Below are 16810 nucleotides of genomic sequence, written 5' to 3'. Positions count from 1 at the left end.
TCAATGCCGGACCGAGCCAAGATCCTCCTGGTGGACGACCGGGAGGAGAACCTGATCGCGCTCGAAGCGATCCTCAGCTCCCTCGATCTGATACCCATCCGGGCCAGGTCCGGCGAGGAGGCGCTCAAAGCCCTGCTCAACACCGAGTTCGCGCTGATCCTGCTGGATGTGCGCATGCCCGGCATGGACGGCTTCGAGACCGCCTCCCACATCAAGCGCCGCGAACGCACGCGCAACATCCCGATCATCTTCCTGACCGTGGTCGACAGCGCCCCCGACTACGCCTTCCGCAGCTACGCCGCCGGCGCGGTCGACTACCTCACCAAGCCGTTCGACCCCTGGGTGCTCCGGGCCAAGGTCGCGGTGTTCGTCGAGCTCTACAACATGAACCGCCGCCTGGCCGAGCAGGCCTCCATGCTCCGCGAACGCCTCTCCGCCGAGCTGCCCCCCGGCGACGCCGACGACCAGGCGGCCGTCCTCCCCGAGCTGTCCAGACGCCTCACCGCGGTCGAGGACGAGCTCGCCCGGGTCAGCGAGCTGGTCCGCAAGGCCAACGACCCCAGCCTCTCAGGCCCGATGTCCGACCTCTCCCAACGCCTCAGCCACCTCCGGGCGGGCTTCAACGCCCTCACCTGACCGAGCCGCGTCCGGACAGGTCCTTGTGGGGCATGTGCCCGGCCGGGCGCCACTCGCCCTCGACCCGGCCGGCTGAAGCCGGCGCGCGGGAAACGGCGCGGGAGACGGCGCGCGGGAGACGGCGCATGCCGCGCCGGCACGGCCGACGCCGTCCTGCCGGCTGCGCCGGGCGCGGGATCCGGGAGTGCCGCAGAAGGCCGTCGCCGCGGAGAGAATTCTCCGTGACAGGAATCAGAGGGGCCTGTCCGAAATTAACCTTAGGGACGCGTAGACCTGGTCGTCAGCACTCCGCGGGCTAATGTCAAGATCATAAGCTGTTGAAGCGGAACCGCCTGACATGGCGATCTCCCCCATTATTCTCCGATCTTGGTCCGGTTTACGGTGCAGGCGCCACAAGCAATGATCACCGACTCCGGCGGCTCGGAATGACGCACGGACGAGGCGCTCAACGCCCGGCAGACAGTCGGTGTCGATGACGCCGTACGGCTCGACAGAGGAGAATCTCATGATCCGTTCCCTCAACAACCTGGGCGACCGCCTGCTCGCCAAGCTGCTGCCCACGGCCTCCGCTGCCGCGGAGACCTGCTGGGACGAGACGAAGTGGGTCGGGTACAGCGTGCGCCGGACATGCTGCATCGCCGCCGGTCGCACGGCCTGCACCCCCTGGCGCTGATCGAGACCCCAGCTGAGTGACCGTCATGCGGTACGTGGCGCCGGCCTGCCGATGTGCACCGGGTGTCGTCTTCCTGGTGGCAGTGTTCGGCAAGGTGCGCGGCCGGGACTCCTTCCCTGCCTTCCGCGCCTCCGTGCCGAACATGGCCGCACTCCCGGCGGACAAGGCGACCCTGTCGAGCGCCTCGGTGGTCCTTCCTCTCCGAGGTGTGCGTCGTCGTACTGCCGGCGGTCCGGTGGGCGGCGCCGGTCGGCTCCGTGCCGGCCGGCGCCGCGCTGCCGGCGTTCTCCGCGGGGATCGCGCGGGTCGTGCGCTCCGGCGCCCGCACACCCTGCCGCCGGCGGCGCACACGTGAGGGAGGCCGAAGGACCCGAGGGTCAAGAGGGAAGGAGCTCCGGGGCGGGCTCCCTGTTCCGCCGCGGACAGGTCGCGGGCGAGCTGGCCTGGCGGGCGCAGCCGGCCGCCGTGGCAGGTTCGCTGGTGGTGGTGCTGCTCATGGGGGTGGCGCCGGTGGCAGCCGCCTGGCTGACCAAGCTGGTCCTCGACGGGCTGGCCGGCGGCGGGGGCCGGAGCGGCCTGCTCCCGCTCGCAGCCGCCCTCGGGGTGGCGGGCCTGGCTCTGATCGTCCTGCCGCACGTTTCCGAGTATCTCAACGGGCAGCTGCACCGGGGGCTTCAGAGGCTGATCTACGACCGGCTGTTCCGGGCCGTCAACGCCGACCCCGGGCTCAGCCGCTTCGAGAACCCCTCCTTCCACGACGAACTGCGGCTGGCCCACGAGGCCGGCCAGAACGCTCCGCAGCAGATCGTCGGCTCGTCCCTGGCGATCTGCCAGGGCATCCTGACGCTGCTGGGGTTCATCGTCACGCTGACCGTGCTCAGTCCGGTCATGGTCGTCATCGTCATCGCCGCCGCGTTGCCGTCAGCCCGGGTGCAGCTCGCGCTGAGCCGCCGCAGGGCCGGCACGATGTGGGGCATCAGCTCCAACACGCGCCGCCAGATCTTCTTCAGTGCCCTTCTCACCAGTCCCGACGCGGCCAAGGAGGTGCGGCTGTTCGGGCTGGGCGACTTCCTGCGCAGCCGGATGCTCACCGAACTCAAGACCGTCAACGAGGCCGAACGGGACCTGGACCGGCGGACACTGCACAGCCAGGGACTGCTGTCCCTGCTGGGCGCCGCCGTCGCGGCCGGCGGCCTGTTCTGGGCCGTGCTGACCGCCATCGAGGGAGGTCTGAGCGTCGGGGACGTCTCGGTGTTCGTCGCCGCCGTCGCCGGGGTGCAGACGGCCCTGACCCTGATCGTCGGCCAGTGGGCGAGCGCGCACAACGCCCTGCTGATGTTCGGGTACTACCTCGGCGTCGTCCAAGCCGATCCCGGGCTGCCGGTGGCCGCGGAACCCACCGCGCTGCCCCCGCTGCGCGAGGGCATCGAGCTGCGCGACGTGTGGTTCCGCTACGACGACGGGCACCCCTGGGTGCTGCGAGGGGTTGACCTCTTCATCCCGCACGGCCAGGCCGTCGCCCTGGTCGGCCTGAACGGGGCGGGCAAGAGCACCCTGGTCAAACTGCTGTGCCGGCTGTATGACCCGGTCCGCGGCTCCATCCACTGGGACGGCGTGGACCTGCGCGACGTGCACCCGGACGACCTGCGCGCCCGGGTCGGCGCGGTGTTCCAGGACTACATGTCATACGACCTCACCGCCACCGAGAACATCATGCTGGGCGACCTGACCGCGGGCGCCGACCCGGAGCTCGTCCGGACCGCCGCCCGGCGCGCGGGGATCCACGACACGCTCGACGATCTGCCCAGGGGCTACGACACGCTGCTCAGCCGGATCTTCTTCGGCGACAACGACGACCGGCAGGCGGGAGTGACGCTGTCGGGCGGCCAGTGGCAGCGGCTGGCGCTGGCCCGCGCCCTGATGCGCCACCACCGGGATCTGCTCATCCTCGACGAGCCGAGCTCCGGTCTGGACGCGGAGGCCGAGCACGCCGTCCACCTGGGACTGCGCCGGCACCGGGCAGGCCGTACCAGCGTCCTGATCTCACACCGGCTCGGGGCCCTGCGGGACGCGGACCTCATCATCGTGCTGAGCGAGGGGAAGATCACCGAACGCGGTTCCCACAGCGAGCTCATGGCGCTGGGAGGAGAATACGCGCGGCTGTTCAGCCTGCAGGCCAGCGGCTACGAGCTCGCACCGGACCCCTCCGCCGCGCCTTCCGGAAAGCCCTGACGGGGGAAAGCCCACACGCGACCGCCCTCGGCACCCGGCGACACACCGCGCCGGAACAGCCCCGGCCACCGCGCCGGAACCGTGCCGGCGGCAGGACCGGCCCGGCGGAGACCTAGCGGCGGGCGCGCTCCAGGGCGTCCCAGAAGCCTCGGCGGAGGGCGTGGCGGACCTCGTCGTGGAGGAGGAAGTCGATCGGCAGGGAGGAGCCCTGGAGGAGGCGGGCCTCCAGGTCGGAGGGCATGCGGGGCTTGCGGGCGAGCACGGCCTCCAGCCACAGGGCGGGGGCGTCCTTGGCGACGGACTCGCCGAAGTCGTGGCCTTCCTTGTGGGCGGCCTTCACGGCGTCGGAGAGGGTGGTCGTGCTGCTGTTGGAGGCGTTCTGGACCGGCACGGGGGCCGCCTGGGGGCCGGTGTAGGCGCCGAGCTGGCCGGGCTGGTAGCCGGGCATGTTGCCGGTGTTGCCCGAGGCGTACTGCTGGGCCTGCGGAGGGGGCTGCAGCGGGCCGGTCGGGCCGTTGGGGGCCGCCAGGGGTTGCGGAGCCGGCGCCGGCTGGGGTTGCTGCGGGGCCGGGGCCTGCGGGGGTTCGTGGTTGTAGCTCGGGTAGGACGGCAGCGCGGGCTGGGAGGGCGCGGGAGGAGGCGTGGCGCGGGGAGCCTGCACCACCGGGGCGGCGGGCGGGGCGCCGTTGCCGAGGGAGGCGGGGGCCTGGCCGTTGCCGCCCGGCTGGTGGCCGTTGCTCAGGGCGGGCGTCTCCATGGCACCGGCGAGGCTGACGTAGGGGCGCAGGTGGCTGCTGCCGATCTCGATCAGGTCGTCGCACTCCTGGCGGAGCGAGCGGGAAACCGCCCAGCTTCCGTCGGCCGTGATGTGCACCACGGTGACGCGGATACCGAGGTCCTGGGCGTCGCAGACGACCTGTGCCAGGTCCTCGTCGCCGCTGACGACGACCGCGTCGCAGACCGCGCTGTTGCGGGCCAGCGTCATCAGGTCACGGTGGACCTGGGCGTCGACACCTTCGCGGCGGCCGGGGCGGATGCGCGACAGCCGGAGCTTGAGGCCCGGGAGGTCGGCCAGCGCGTCGTGCTCGGCGGTCCGGCGGCCTTCGACGCTCGCCTCGTACCAGTAGCAGCGCAGCAGTGGCAGCCCGGTCCGTTCCTTGGACAGGTTGCCGAGCAACTTGAGCAGTCCCGGGTAGTCCCAGGAGACTGCCTCGCGATGGCGGGTCCCATGTACGGCCATCGCGCCGTCGGCCAGCAGGTAGCCAGCGTCCACGAACAGCGCGCAGCGATCCACGCGACACCGCCCTTCCTACGTGGCCCGCCCCTTCGGCTCAGACAAGCCTGAAAGACCTCCGAGAGACCAGACAGACGGCCCTTCCTCAGGGTAATCAAGCAACTGATCGTCCGAGGGTTAATCCCGACGATTCGACCCGCGCCTGACCATACGCCGGAGTGTTCACGCAGACCGTACCAGTTCGTCCCGTTCTTGAAGCCGTGCCGTTGGCCCTCCCGCTCCCAAACCTTTATTGGCCCGTTCCACACCCCTTCCGGACCGGCCCGTCCCACGCCTCACGGAATCTCACCGGCACATCACCGGCACCTCGCGGGCGTGTCAGGACCCTCACGAGCGCCTCGCGAAAGCCCGCGAGCAGCGCCCGCCCCCTCACGAGCGCCCGGCGGAAGCTCACCAGCGCCCCGGACCCTCACCGGCACCCGGCGGAAGCTCACGAGCGCGCCCGGACCCTCACCACCGCCGCGCCGAAGAGCAGGACGTCACGGCCGGTGCTCACCTTGAGGACCGGGTTGCGGCCGAGCGTCGACCGGAACCCGTCCACGTCCGTGCCGAAGGTCATGCCCGTGCCCTCCGCCCCCGTGGCGGACCCGTCGAACGCGTTGCCGGCGTCCCGGTCCCCGGCCTCCGGCCGGAGCGGGCGCCCGCCCAGCGTCACCCGGTCGCCCGTCAGGCCGGCGTCGCCCTCCCAGGTCACCAGGTCCACCCGGACGGGCGCGGCCGTGGGCGTCAGCCCGTCGAGGGGGATCCAGGCCGGTCCGTGCTCCCGGTCCACCACCGTGGCGGTGTCGACGACGACCGCCTGGCTGTACGGCTGGCGGGAGTCGGCCGCGATGACCACCAGGCTCCATCCGGCGTGCCGCGAGACGCCGGGCCTGAGCGAGGCGTCGGCCGCCCAGTAGGTGCCGGGGAGCCGGCCCATCAGCCGGGTCACGTCGGCGAACGCCTGGTATCCCACGCCGGCGGGCAGTTCCCTCTCCGTCACCCGCTCGGCCCTCACCCGCGTGTATCCGCCGTCTCCGGGCGCCTTGAACTTGATCCGCCCGTCGGCGGGCGCGCCGGCCGACCAGTAGAGCCCGGCCCAGACCACCTTGCTCCTCCTCGGCAGCGCCAGGCGGGCCGCGCTCGAACTTCTCGTCGACGGGTCCCGGTCCTGGTCCAGGGGGCCCATCTCCCACAGGTCGTTGTCGCGGCGGTCGCCCCTGCGGGACCGGGCGGCCCGGCACGCGGGGGCGACGGAGGCGCAGACCATCAGGGTGTTCCCGATCGCGGAGGTGCTCACCTGGCCGTCGGTGGCGAACCGGGCCGGGGCCCCGGCGGTCCGCACCCCGGTCCGCGCCCTGGCCGTCATCCCGATCCCCGCCGCGGAGATCCGCACCGAGGGCGCCGACCCCTCGGCCGCCGTCGGCGAGACCGCGACCCGGAGGAAGATCGCCGTGGCCCGTCCGGCCGCCAGCGGTCGCCGGAAGCACCGCGCGCCTCCGGAGCCCGCCCGGCAGGCCCAGCCGTCGACCGTGCCGACCGGCCTGATCGCGGCGACCGCCCGCCCCCGGCGCGCCGCCGCGAGCACCGTCACCCCGTCCGGCAGGCCGACGTCGGCGACGAGCTCCCCGCTCCCGCCCGCGCCGACGTTGCGCAGCCGTACCGCCACGATGCCCGCCTCGGAGCGGACCAGCGCGCCGAGCGCGTCGATCCTGGCGATCAGGCGCGGTGCGGGGACCGCTCCCCGCTGGGCGGGTGGCGCGACGGCCCCGGGGCCGTCCGGCCTCCGCGGCTTCTCGGCCTTCCCCGGCGAGGGCTCCGGGGACGGGGGGAGCGGCGGGGACGGCGGATCCTGCGGCCCAGGCACAGGCGCGGGCGCGGGGGTGGGAGCGCCGGCGACCGGCTCCGGGACCGCCGCGGCGGACGGGACCTGCGGCCCCTGGGCCGACACCGGCACCAGGACCGCCGCGAGGGCCGCCGCGAGGCTGACCGCGCCGACCGCCGCCCCGGCCGCGACGGCCCGCCGCGACGCGGGTGCCCGCCGCCACCGGCCGAACGGCCCGGCCGCGCCGGTGCCGCCCGCCCTGTCCAGCGCCGCGAGGTAGCCGGGGAGCGCGGGGCCGGCGACGAGCGGGCCGACGATGACCCGCAGGCCCTGGTTGACGTCGGCGAGCTCCAGGAACACGTCGTGGCATTCGGCGCAGCCGTCCATGTGCTCGTCCAGGGGCCGGCTCTCCCGCCTGGCCAGACCGCCCCGCACGTAGACGCCCATCATGCCCAGCACCGGGCGGCATTCCTGCCGGGGAGTCCCGGCGAGGTGCGCCCGCAGGCAGGCCTGGCGCCACCCCTCCCTGGCCACGTGGACCAGCGCGGTCACCCCGCCGGCCGGCATGCCCAGCAGGGGAGCGATCTCGGCGGGCCCGGCCCCCTCGACCCCCGCGTGCCACAGGACGAGCCGCCACCGCTCCGGCAGCGACAGGAAGGCCCTGGCCACCGGTGAGCGCTCCAGGCCGCTCAGCGCGGGATCCACGAAGGGCACCCACGGGCCGGACGCCTCCCCGTCGGTCACCCACCCGCCCCGGCCCTGCGACCGGTCGTGGACCGTACGGCGGAGCGCGGTGAGCAGGTAGGGACGGAAGGCCTCCCTCGGGCCGCCACCCCGCCTGAGGAGGTGGAGGATCCCGGCGAACGTCTCCGCCACGGCCTCCTCCGCCTCGGCGGGGCCGTCGACGAGCAGGCGGGCGAGGATCCGGGCCGCCGGGGCGTGCCGTTCGCGGAGCCCGCCGTAGGCCACCGCGTTCCCGTGCCGTGTCTCGGTCAGCAGTTCAGCGTCACCTTGAACTGTTTTCACACTCATTGTTACCTCACGATCACCCGGAGTTGCCTGCCGGATGATTCCGCGCTTCGCGGCATGACTAAACCGGGGCCGCGTCTTTGCGTCCGGCGGGCCGGGGCGGGAGGAGACCCGCGGCGGCGGGGACGCGGTCCGCCCCCGGCCGGGGCGCGATCCGGGCGCTCCCCGGACCGCCCTAATCTTGTTGCCATGAGCGATCGTGAGAGTCTCCTGGCCGAGATCAAGGACAAGGGCGTCGTGCACGGCAGGGTGGTGCTGTCCTCCGGCAAGGAGGCGGACTTCTACGTGGACCTGCGCCGGGTGACCCTCGACGGGCAGGCGGCCCCCCTGGTGGGCCGGGTCATGCTCGACCTCACCGAGGACCTCGACTACGACGCGGTCGGCGGGCTCACCCTGGGCGCCGACCCGGTGGCGACCGCCATGCTGCACGCCGCGGCGGCGCGGGGCCGGGCGCTCGACGCGTTCGTGGTCCGCAAGGCGCAGAAGGCGCACGGGATGCAGCGCAGGATCGAGGGGCCGGACGTGGCGGGGCGGCGGGTGCTGGCGGTGGAGGACACCTCCACGACCGGTGGGTCCCCCCTGACGGCCGTGGAGGCGCTGCGCGAGGCGGGCGCCGAGGTCGTGGCCGTGGCCACGATCGTGGACCGGGGCGCCGCCTCCGCGATCGCCGAGGCGGGCCTGCCGTACCGGACCGCCTACAGCCTCCAGGACCTCGGACTGGCCTGACACGGCCGCTGCGGAGAGGCCGCTCACGGGCCCCGGCTCCCGGGGCGGTCAGTCGCGGGAGGCGGTGAACTCCTGGCGTTCCCCGGCCTTGCCCGGGGGGCGGACCTCTCCGTTCACCTCGACGCGGACGGCGGCGGAGTCGGCCAGCACCACGTCGACCTTGGCGTCGAAGGACTGGGCCTGCTCGTCCCTGGCCATCTCCCGGTCGAGCAGCACGTCGCCCCCGGCGACCTTGAGGAAGACCTTGGGGCAGTGCTCCTGCAGGCACTGGACCCGGACCGTGGGGATCTGCTCGGGGGTGGCGGAGGGGACGGAGGGCGCGGCGGCCGGGGTGGAGGGCGCCGCGGGCCCGGGGTCCGGGTTGAGCGCGCCGACCAGCGAGAATGCACCGACCACGATCAGGGCGACCGCCACCAGCACCGCCAGGCCTGCGAGCGCGAGGCGGGCGATACCCATCGGGTCAGACCTGTGGCGTCCCACACTGTGGAGATTAGCGGGTGGTGAGGAGGTCTCACGACCGGTCGCGGGATCGGTTACCGCGGGCTGTCACCGTTCGGCGGGCCGGTCGGCGTGGTGCGGTGGTGCTTGCCCTGCGGCAGCGGAACACCGGGCCCGCCGCCCTTACGGTTCTTCATGATCTCCCGGATGATCGGGATGACCGAGAGAAGGATGATCACCAGGGCGCCCGGCAGGATGTATCTGTCGATGTCGGGCACCGCCGAACCGACCAGGCGGCCGAAGACCAGCAGGCCGTCGGTCCAGATGACGGCGCCCACGCAGTTCCACAGGAAGAACCGCTTGCGGTCCATGCCGAGCATGCCCGCGACCGGGTTGAGGAACGTGCGGACGATCGGGATGAACCGGGCGAGCACCACGGCCTTGGACGGACCGAACTTCTGGAAGTAGTGCTCGGCCTTGTCGACGTACTCCTTCTTGAAGAGCTTGGAGTCGGGCCGGTCGAACATCCTGCGGCCGTAGGTGGCGCCGAGGTGGTGGCCCAGCTGGGCACCGGCGATGGCGCAGATCGGGGCCAGGACCAGCAGCAGCGGGAACGAGAGCGGTTCGAGGCCCTCGATGGCCGCCGCCGCCTCGGGCGTGCTGAAGACGCCGGCCGCGACGAGCAGCGAGTCGCCCGGCAGGAAGAAGCCGAGCAGCAGGCCGGTCTCGGCGAAGATGATCCCGAGGACACCGATGGTGGCGAACGGTCCGAGCAGGCCGAGCCACCACTTGGGGTCAAGGAGATCGTGCAGGAGGTCCATCGGCGTGAAGCCTACCGGCGATCGGGATCCCAGATCGAGAGACGACACAGGCAGAAGTGGTGGCGGAGCTATCCGGCCGGGAAGGAACCCGGAATACTGGCCAACGGGCTATGTCTCCAAAAGTCCCGCGCCAGCTGTTCACAGCCGTCTCGAGGGAGATGACACCGATGCCTATCGCGACCCCAGAGGTCTACGCCGAGATGCTCGACCGGGCCAAGGCGAACGAGTTCGCCTATCCCGCGATCAACGTGACCTCGTCCCAGACCCTCAACGCCGCCCTGAGAGGCTTCGCCGAGGCGGAGAGTGACGGCATCGTCCAGGTGTCGACCGGCGGGGCCGAGTTCCTGTCCGGCGGCACCGTCAAGGACATGGTGACCGGCGCGACGGCTCTGGCGGAGTACGCCCGCGTCGTCGCGGCGAAATACCCCGTGACGATCGCGCTGCACACCGACCACTGTCCGAAGGACAAGCTGGACACCTTCGTCCGCCCCCTGGTCGACATCTCCCTTGAGCGGGTCGCGCGCGGCCAGGACCCGCTGTTCCAGTCGCACATGTGGGACGGCTCCGCCGTACCGCTGGAGGAGAACCTGGAGATCGCCCAGGAGCTCCTGGAGAAGACCGCCCGCGCGAGGATCATCCTGGAGGTGGAGATCGGGGTGGTCGGCGGCGAGGAGGACGGCGTCGTCGGCGAGATGAACGAGAAGCTCTACACCACCACCGAGGACGCCCTCGCGACCGCCGAGGCGCTGGGCCTCGGGGAGCGGGGCCGTTACCTGCTCGCCGCGACCTTCGGCAACGTGCACGGCGTCTACAAGCCGGGCCACGTCAAGCTCCGCCCGAGCGTGCTGAAGGAGATCCAGGAGGCCGTCGGCGCAAAGTACGGCAAGGAGAAGCCCTTCGACCTGGTCTTCCACGGCGGCTCCGGCTCGCTGCTGGAGGAGATCCACGAGGCCATCTCCTACGGCGTGGTCAAGATGAACATCGACACCGACACGCAGTACGCCTTCACCCGCCCGATCGCCGAGCACATGTTCAAGAACTACGACGGCGTGCTCAAGGTGGACGGGGACGTCGGCAACAAGAAGGCCTACGACCCCCGCTCGTACGGCAAGGCCGCGGAGACGTCGATGGCGGCTCGCGTGGTCGAGGCGTGCCGGCACCTGAAGTCCGCCGGCACCAAGATCTCCTGAGGTCCCGGAGCCCCGGCCGTTTCAAGGACCGGGACAATAACAGGGAAGCGACTCCCCCGCCGGGCAAAGGCAGCAAGTACTCTCGCGACATGACGGAATCGCACGAGAACCTTCTCGCCGGGCCGCCGCCCACCCGGCTGCCGGACCTGCCCGAGGCCCGCGAGGCGCTGGAATCCGGCGCCCAAGCATCAGATGTCGCCGCGCGTTTCCCCGCCTACCCCGGCGCCTGGGCCGCGCTCGCGGACGAGTATTTCGCGGGCGGGCACGCCGTGACGTCGTACGCCTTCGCCCGTACCGGCTATCACCGCGGCCTCGACCAGCTGCGCCGGGCGGGTTGGAAGGGGCACGGCCCGATCCCCTGGGACCACGAGCCCAACCGCGGTTTCCTGCGCTGTCTGCACGCCCTGGCCCGCGCGGCCCAGGCCATCGGAGAGAAGGAGGAGGCCGAGCGCTGCTTCCAGTTCCTGAAGGACTCCAGCTCCGAGGCCGCTGAGGAACTGACCGGCCGCTGAGGTCCCGGATCTCCCGCCGGAGGGTGGGAGATCCCCCATATGTGACTCGGTCGGGTATTCTCTCCACGCAAGAGCCCCTGTCGCGATTGCGTCAGGGGTTTTCGTTTTTGTGGTAGGAGATTAGCGATGCCGGCTGTCGTTCTCGTGGGCGCCCAGTGGGGCGATGAGGGCAAGGGTAAGGCGACCGACCTGCTCGGCGACCAGGTCGATTACGTCGTCAGATACCAGGGCGGAAACAACGCGGGGCACACGGTCGTCATCGGCGACCAGAAGTACGCCCTGCATCTGCTGCCCACGGGAGTGCTCTCCCCGAACGTCATCCCGGTGATCGGCAACGGTGTCGTCATCGACCCGGGCGTGCTGCTGAGCGAGATCGACGGGCTGGAGGCCCGCGGCGTCTCCTCCGAGCGGCTGCTGATCTCGGCCAACGCGCACCTGATCATGCCCCACCACAAGGCCCTCGACAAGGTCACCGAGCGCTACCTCGGCAAGGCGAAGATCGGCACCACCGGCCGGGGCATCGGCCCCGCCTACGGCGACAAGATCTACCGGATGGGCGTGCGGGTTCAGGACCTGCTCGACCCGGGCATCCTGCAGAAGAAGATCGAGGTCGCCCTCGGCGAGAAGAACCAGATCCTCACCAAGATCTACAACCGCCGGGCGATCGACGCCACCAAGGTGCTGGAGGAGTATCTCGGCTACGCCGAGCGCCTCAAGCCGCACATCGCCGACACCTCGCTGATCCTGAACAAGGCGCTGGACGAGGACAAGGTGGTGCTGCTGGAGGGCGGCCAGGGCAACCTGCTCGACATCGACCACGGCACCTACCCGTTCGTCACCTCCTCCTCCCCGACGAGCGGCGGCGCCTGCTCCGGCTCCGGCATCCCGCCGACCCGGCTCACCCGCGTGATCGGCATCCTCAAGGCCTACACCACCCGCGTCGGCTCCGGCCCGTTCCCGACCGAGCTGGAAGACGAGATGGGCGAGTGGCTGCGCACCACCGGCGGCGAGTACGGCGTGACCACCGGCCGTAACCGCCGCTGCGGCTGGTTCGACGCGGTGATCGCCCGCTACGCCAGCCGGATCAACGGTGTCACCGACTTCTTCCTCACCAAGCTCGACGTGCTGTCCGGCCTGGAGCGGATCCCGGTCTGCGTCGCCTACGAGGTGGACGGCGTCCGCTACGACGAGATCCCGATGACCCAGACCGACTTCCACCACGCCAAGCCGGTGTACGAGGAGTTCCCCGGCTGGCAGGAGGACATCACCGGCGCCAAGTCCTTCGAGGACCTGCCCGCCAACGCGCAGGCCTACGTCAAGGCCCTGGAGCAGATGAGCGGCGCCCGGATCTCCGCCGTCGGCGTCGGTCCGGGCCGCACCGAGACGATCCAGATCCACTCGTTGGTCTAGTCTCCTCCCGGTAAGGTTCGCGCCTGGCGACCGCCAGGCGCGAGCCATATCGAGAGAACGGCGCACGAGGTCGGTAGGGTCCCCTCTGTGCATGCCGAGATTCATGGTCACCGCGGAGCCCGCGGACTCCGTCCGGAGAACACGCTGCCCGGGTTCGCCTGCGCCCTGGAACTGGGCGTCGACGCGCTGGAGCTCGATGTCGCGCTGACGGCCGACCGGCGGCTGGTGCTCACCCACGACCTCACGGTGTCGGCGGTGACCAGTGCCGACACCCGGCCGGCCTTCTACGGCGACCCGCTCTTCCCTTACGTGGGCAGGCCCGTCGGCGAGCTCACGCTGGCGCAGCTGCGCACCCTCGACTGCGGCGTACGGCTGCCGCGCCATCCCGAGGACCGTTTCGTCCGGACCCAGGCGCCGGTGCCGGACACCCGGATGCCGACGCTCGGGGCCGTGCTGGGGCTGGTGGACGCCTACGGCGCCGACGGCGTGCGGCTGCACGTGGAGCTCAAGTCCGATCCGACGAGACCGGAGCTGAGCGCCGACCCCCGCGAGTTCACCGAGATGGTGGTCGCCGAGCTCGACCGACACCACCGGCTCGGCGGGGCGGCGATCCTCAGCTTCGACTGGCGGATCCTGGAGATCGCCCGCTCGCTGGCCCCCGCGACCCGGCGGTACGCCCTGATCGAGCGCGCCACCATGGACAGCGTCTGGCTCAACGGCCTGCGGCTTGAGGACTTCGACGGCGACCTCCCGGCCGCCGCCGTGGCGGCCGGAGGCACCACGCTGTCTCCCGAGCACGTGCTGGTGGACCAGGAGCTGGCGCGTCGGGCCGAGAAGGCCGAGCTGCCGCTGGTGCCCTGGACCGTCAACGAGCCCGACCGGGCCGCCGAGCTGCTCGACCTCGGGGTGGCCGGGCTGGTCACCGACTACCCGGACCGGATGCGCGCCCTGTGGGCCGACCGGGGCATGCCCGTCCCCGCGCCCGTCACCCCCGTGCGCCGCGCGGACAGGTAGGGAACGCGCCCGGACCGCCGTCCGCACGGTGCGGTCGCGTGGGGCCTGGAACGCCGTCACCCCGTGCGCCGCGCGGGCGGCTCATGCCGTCACGGCCCGGTCCCTTCCGCGCGGGCGCGGGAGGTCGGAGCGCGACGCCGACTTCTGGACCGTCGGGCTCGCCCCTTCCGCGCGGGCGCGGGAGGTCACATCCAGCCGTTGCGGCGGAAGCCCCGGTAGAGCAGCGAGCAGGCGATCACCATCACGCCGATCACGATCGGATAGCCGAAGACGGACTTGAGCTCGGGCATGTGATCGAAGTTCATGCCGTAGATCCCGGCGATCATCGTGGGCACGGCCATTATGGCGACCCACGAGGAGATCTTCCGCATGTCCTCGTTGGCGAGGGCGTTGGAGCGGGCGAGCGCCGCCTGCAGGATGGAGTTGCACAGCTCGTTGGACGACTCGACCTGCTCGCACACCCGGGCCAGGTGGTCGACGACGTCGCGGAAGTATTCGCGCATCTCCGAGGGGATCATGCGCCGCTGCGCCAGCGTCGACATGGGCGACTGGAGCGGGGTGACGGAGCGCTTCATCTCGATCATCTCGCGCTTGAGGTTGTAGATCCGGCCGATGTCGCGGGCGCTGACGTCGGCGAAGACCATGGCCTCGACGTCCTCCAGCTCGGCCTGCATCAGGTCGGCCACGTTGAGGTACTTGTCCACGACGTGGTCGGCGATCGCGTGCAGCACGCCGGTCGGGCCGCGGTTGAGGAGCTTGGGCTTGTCCTCCAGGCGCTCGCGGACCTCCGACAGCGGGCAGTGCTTGCCGTGCCGTACGGTCACCACGAAGTCGGGCCCGACGAACACCATGATCTCACCGGTGCCGATGATCTCGCTGGTGGCGGTCAGCACGTCGTGGTCGAGGTAGGCGACGGTCTTGAGGACCACGAACAGCGAGTCGCCGTAGCGCTCGACCTTGGGGCGCTGATGAGCCTTGACGGCGTCCTCGACGGCGAGCGGGTGCAGGGCGAAGACCTCCGCCAGCCACTCGACCTCGGGGGCGTCGGGTTCATGCAGGCCGACCCAGACGAAGGCGTTGGTCTTCTCCTCGGCAGCGTTGTGCGTGCGGACGAGCTCCAGGGCGTCCGGAATGCCCAGGGCGTCGATCTTCTTGCCGCCGATGTAGGCGGCGTACTCGACGAGGGAGTCGCTCGGCGGGACGCAGACGCCGTTCACCCGGTCACGGACCGGGACGGCGGGTGCGTGCGGTGCGCGGACGGCGCGTGCGTGCTTGATGCGGGGAAAAAGGAGCGAGGAACGCATGGCATGCCTTTCCCGCCCGATCTGGCACCGTCCACGCGCGACGCGATGTCACCTCAGTTCGAACGGGAATGCGCGCGGAAGCCAGTCGGGCACTGATGCGGAGTGGTGGAAGGGTGCGCACAGAAGGCGTGCGCGGCACGTACTGCTGGGATCGCCAGAGGACATCCCCAACCACCTCCAATCACCAATAGACAGACAAAGCCGCCCAAACTTAGCACAGATCTGGGCACGCTCCCTAAGCGTACTCCCGGCCGCAACAAGCGATCATCCATAAGCCGGCGAAATTCCCACCTGATTTACGGCGCATTCACCATGTCGCCCTGGCTCCCCCCGCGCGAGGCCCCTTTCCGCCGCCCCGGCCGGGAAAGATCGGCATGAACCCCGGCGGCCCGCACGGGACCTCTGTCCACAGCCTGTGGACGGCCGGCGACCCGGGGGCCGATAGGCTCTCGCGAGTGCGCGTTCTTGTGATTGGATCCGGCGGGCGTGAGCATGCCCTGTGCCGGTCGCTGGCAGCAGATCCCCAGGTCACCGAGGTCCACTGTGCTCCCGGCAACGCCGGTGTCGCACAGGTCGCGACCCTGCATCCGGTGACCCCGACCGATCCTGCGGCGGTCAGCCGGCTCGCCCTGGAGCTGGGGGCCGACCTGGTCGTGGTCGGCCCCGAGGCCCCGCTGGTCGCCGGGGTCGCGGACGCGGTCAGGGAGGCGGGCATCCCCTGCTTCGGGCCGTCCCGGGAGGCCGCCCGGATCGAGGGCTCCAAGGCGTTCGCCAAGGACGTCATGGTCGCGGCGGGCGTGCCCACCGCGCGCTCCCGCACGTGCGTCACGCCCGAGGAGGCCGCCGCGGCGCTGGACGAGTTCGGCACGCCGTACGTGGTCAAGGACGACGGCCTCGCGGCCGGCAAGGGCGTGGTGGTCACCGACGACCGGGACGAGGCGCTCGGGCACGCCGCGGCGTGCGGGCGGGTCGTCATCGAGGAGTTCCTCGACGGTCCCGAGGTGTCGCTGTTCGCGCTCTGCGACGGTTCCACGGCCGTGCCGCTCCAGCCCGCCCAGGACCACAAGCGCGCCTACGACGGGGACAAGGGCCCCAACACCGGCGGCATGGGCGCCTACACGCCGCTGCCGTGGGCCCCCGGTGACCTCACCGACCGGGTGATGGCCGAGACCGTCATCCCGACCGTGACCGAGCTGGCCAGGCGCGGCACGCCGTACACCGGGGTGCTCTTCGTGGGGCTGGCCCTCACGGCGGAGGGCCCGAAGGTGATCGAGTTCAACGCGCGGTTCGGCGACCCGGAGACCCAGGTCGTGCTGGACCGGCTGGAGACGCCGCTCGCGGGCCTCCTGCTGGCCTGCGCGGACGGGACGCTCGGCGGGTTCGGGCCGCTGTCCTACCGCGACGGCGCCGCGGTGACCGTGGTGATCGCGGCGGAGAACTACCCGGCCGACCCCGTCAAGGGCGACGTCATCGAGGGGCTTTCCGACACCGTCGAGAACGCCTACGTGCTGCACTCCGGGACCGCGCTCGACGGCGACCGGGTCGTCTCCAACGGCGGGCGGGTGCTCAGCGTGGTCGGCACCGGCCCCGACGTGGCCGCGGCGCGCGCGGCCGCCTACGAGGCTGTCGGCCGCATCCGGATGCGCGGCTCGCACCACCGCACGGACATCGCCGGACATAGCGCTTGAGCGGGTCATAGCGCTTGACCATGACGTAGCACTTGGACG

The 16810-nt window shown here is 71.6% G+C and carries 14 protein-coding genes; 9 read left to right on the top strand and 5 right to left on the bottom strand.

All coding sequences use genetic code 11. From position 1 onward, the window contains the following. The first annotated feature begins 3 nt into the window (after positions 1 to 3). The 3 genes from SROS_RS01880 to SROS_RS01870 all read left to right on the top strand — a co-directional run bounded on the left by SROS_RS01880 (position 4) and on the right by SROS_RS01870 (position 3541). Positions 4 to 636: a response regulator gene (locus SROS_RS01880; RefSeq protein WP_012887176.1), complete on the top strand. Its 633-nt coding sequence runs from the start codon at positions 4 to 6 to the stop codon at positions 634 to 636. Positions 637 to 1141: 505 nt separating this feature from the next. Further along, positions 1142 to 1309 (top strand): hypothetical protein, encoded by a 168-nt coding sequence (locus SROS_RS50675; RefSeq protein ID WP_169369226.1) that lies wholly within the window; start codon positions 1142 to 1144, stop codon positions 1307 to 1309. Between the two features lie 351 nt (positions 1310 to 1660). Beyond that, positions 1661 to 3541, top strand: a complete 1881-nt coding sequence (locus SROS_RS01870; RefSeq protein ID WP_012887174.1) for an ABC transporter ATP-binding protein — start codon at positions 1661 to 1663, stop codon at positions 3539 to 3541. Positions 3542 to 3653: 112 nt separating this feature from the next. Here the strand turns inward: SROS_RS01870 and SROS_RS01865 are convergent, their stop codons facing one another. Continuing rightward, a complete protein-coding gene (locus tag SROS_RS01865) occupies positions 3654 to 4835 on the bottom strand; it encodes an NYN domain-containing protein (protein ID WP_012887173.1) in 1182 nt (393 codons plus the stop codon). Between the two features lie 430 nt (positions 4836 to 5265). Continuing rightward, positions 5266 to 7671: a sigma factor gene (locus SROS_RS53670; RefSeq protein WP_012887172.1), complete on the bottom strand. Its 2406-nt coding sequence runs from the start codon at positions 7669 to 7671 to the stop codon at positions 5266 to 5268. 186 nt (positions 7672 to 7857) lie between these two features. On the opposite strand from SROS_RS53670, the gene pyrE reads away from it, so the two are divergent. Then, on the top strand, positions 7858 to 8394 hold the full coding sequence (gene pyrE, locus SROS_RS01855) for an orotate phosphoribosyltransferase (RefSeq protein ID WP_012887171.1): 537 nt from the start codon (positions 7858 to 7860) through the stop codon (positions 8392 to 8394). A 48-nt stretch (positions 8395 to 8442) separates the two neighbouring features. On the opposite strand, the gene SROS_RS01850 is transcribed toward pyrE, so the two are convergent. Next, positions 8443 to 8850: a hypothetical protein gene (locus SROS_RS01850; RefSeq protein ID WP_012887170.1), complete on the bottom strand. Its 408-nt coding sequence runs from the start codon at positions 8848 to 8850 to the stop codon at positions 8443 to 8445. A gap of 77 nt (positions 8851 to 8927) precedes the next feature. Then, positions 8928 to 9653, bottom strand: coding sequence for a DedA family protein (locus tag SROS_RS01845; protein WP_012887169.1), 726 nt, complete (start codon positions 9651 to 9653; stop codon positions 8928 to 8930). A gap of 167 nt (positions 9654 to 9820) precedes the next feature. On the opposite strand from SROS_RS01845, the gene fbaA reads away from it, so the two are divergent. The 4 genes from fbaA to SROS_RS01825 all read left to right on the top strand — a co-directional run bounded on the left by fbaA (position 9821) and on the right by SROS_RS01825 (position 13779). After that, positions 9821 to 10843, top strand: coding sequence for a class II fructose-bisphosphate aldolase (gene fbaA, locus SROS_RS01840; protein WP_012887168.1), 1023 nt, complete (start codon positions 9821 to 9823; stop codon positions 10841 to 10843). An 89-nt stretch (positions 10844 to 10932) separates the two neighbouring features. Then, entirely contained in the window at positions 10933 to 11355 is a 423-nt protein-coding gene (locus SROS_RS01835) for a DUF3151 domain-containing protein (RefSeq protein ID WP_012887167.1), read from the top strand. A gap of 126 nt (positions 11356 to 11481) precedes the next feature. Beyond that, a complete protein-coding gene (locus tag SROS_RS01830) occupies positions 11482 to 12765 on the top strand; it encodes an adenylosuccinate synthase (RefSeq protein WP_012887166.1) in 1284 nt (427 codons plus the stop codon). Positions 12766 to 12852: 87 nt separating this feature from the next. Further along, positions 12853 to 13779: a glycerophosphodiester phosphodiesterase family protein gene (locus SROS_RS01825; RefSeq protein WP_012887165.1), complete on the top strand. Its 927-nt coding sequence runs from the start codon at positions 12853 to 12855 to the stop codon at positions 13777 to 13779. Between the two features lie 185 nt (positions 13780 to 13964). On the opposite strand, the gene corA is transcribed toward SROS_RS01825, so the two are convergent. Beyond that, positions 13965 to 15083, bottom strand: coding sequence for a magnesium/cobalt transporter CorA (gene corA / locus SROS_RS01820; RefSeq protein WP_012887164.1), 1119 nt, complete (start codon positions 15081 to 15083; stop codon positions 13965 to 13967). Positions 15084 to 15538: 455 nt separating this feature from the next. Here corA and purD point away from each other — a divergent pair, with 455 nt between their 5' ends. Next, positions 15539 to 16771 (top strand): phosphoribosylamine--glycine ligase, encoded by a 1233-nt coding sequence (gene purD / locus SROS_RS01815; RefSeq protein WP_012887163.1) that lies wholly within the window; start codon positions 15539 to 15541, stop codon positions 16769 to 16771. Positions 16772 to 16810: the final 39 nt, after the last annotated feature.

Source organism: Streptosporangium roseum DSM 43021 (assembly GCF_000024865.1).
Lineage (GTDB): Bacteria > Actinomycetota > Actinomycetes > Streptosporangiales > Streptosporangiaceae > Streptosporangium > Streptosporangium roseum.
This window is presented reverse-complemented; position numbering and strand designations above follow the sequence as displayed.